Origin of the sequence: Emticicia sp. TH156 (assembly GCF_002855535.1) — a bacterium.
GTDB classification, from domain to species: domain Bacteria; phylum Bacteroidota; class Bacteroidia; order Cytophagales; family Spirosomataceae; genus Emticicia; species Emticicia fluvialis.
On sequence record NZ_PKRS01000039.1, the window covers coordinates 1 to 1,548 of the forward strand.

The window sequence follows — 1,548 nt, forward strand, 5'->3', positions numbered from 1 at the left end:
CTGAATTAATCAGAAACTTCTTTCTGCGTTTAACCTCAAAAAGAGGTACCCCGGTTACGCCAAAAGAAAACTGCGACGTATTGGCGGCATCGTTGGCAATATATCCGTTTATCTGGTCAGTATATGTAGTTAAGGTAACCCGGTAAGTAAGGGTAGTTGATGAAATTCTTTTTGCGGTTATCTCACCCGCGCGTAGGTGTGTGGCCTGTACCTGTGGCGCTATCAACAAACCGGCAATAAAAAAAAATAAAGTAAATCTTAATATTCGCATAGGTCACATCACAATTTTAATGTCCGTTACACATAAGAACGAACGAATACCCGTGCGCTGTGCATATTTGCCAAGATTTTTGAAATTAAAAATCCACACATGAGTATAACGCTCAGAATGAGTTTTATAATCAGGTCAATAAAGTTAAAAAAGGGTGTCAGAATGGCTTGTTTTTCTGAGCGAATTTTTCGAGGTACTTATGGAATTTCCAGGGTACGGCTACCTCTTTGGTGGTACGGGCTATTCTGACACTATAGCCTCTTGCATTACCTTCTACCTTCTGGATTCCACTTGTATTTACAATTATTGTTTTATCTAAGTAAATGAACTGGTCAAATGCCGATAGTTCTTTTTCAATATTGCCCTGAACGGTAGTCTTTTCTACACTCAGGAAATTCTGCCAGCATACTTCGGCAGAATCTTTGGAGATTTCGGCATAAATGAACTGATTGGGCAATAAACTGAAATGATTGCTCAGTCTTAAAACAGGCGGTGCATCTTTGGCATCAATAGGTTTGAGTTGTTTCAGCGACTTATTGATTACTTCTGCACAACCGGCGAATTTTTTTTGAAAGACCTTTTGCTGAATAAAAGTGGTAACAATAACTGGTATAATACTGAGGGCAAAGATTTTGAGGATACCGGCCGGTTTAAAAACAACTATATGAAACGCATTACTATAAGCTGCCAGTAATGACAACAAAAGCAATACCATAATCAGGAAGTGAAGTGCCTGGCGGGCAATTGTCCAGTTGGATTTATCATAAAACACAGGAAAAATAGCCGGCAGCACAAACTTGACAATTAGCATACCAATGCAGGCAACCAGCCCAAACCCCAGTAATAATTCTGTTTTTTGCTCATGATTAAACAAGTCGAGGCCAAACGGCTGCATTCCTACTGCAATAATGGCAACAAATAACCCTACTACGATGGCAATGAGGAATCCCCTCATAGAACGAATAGAAGTAGCCATGGGCCGTCTAAACGCTTCGCCGAGGGCCATTAACTGCTCTCTGATAAAATTCAGTAAATGGTTACCTGTAATAGATATTACTCTTAGGATATTCATTATTAAAATCTATGCTCCGGATGTCACTCAGTGGGTCTTTAAGCTAAAAACTAAACCAGTGCCTGGTTTATTGTACCACTTAGCAGGCAAATATACAAGAATTGCTATTTATCTGATTAACTCTACCCAACCTTTAATAGCCACAGGTACCTCGTCGGTTTTCTCTAACCGTTGCATCGTTACCCGAGCTACATAATAATACGTG

2 protein-coding genes are annotated in these 1,548 nt (G+C 39.7%); both read right to left on the minus strand.

Going from position 1 to position 1,548, the window contains the following annotated elements; translation table 11 throughout:
- The coding region (locus C0V77_RS22895) for a hypothetical protein (RefSeq protein ID WP_143706176.1) at positions 1–271 on the minus strand (271 nt) is incomplete at its 3' end.
- A 157-nt stretch (positions 272–428) separates the two neighbouring features.
- Positions 429–1,343 (minus strand): hypothetical protein, encoded by a 915-nt coding sequence (locus tag C0V77_RS22900; RefSeq protein ID WP_101728716.1) that lies wholly within the window; start codon positions 1,341–1,343, stop codon positions 429–431.
- Between the last annotated feature and the right edge of the window lie 205 nt (positions 1,344–1,548).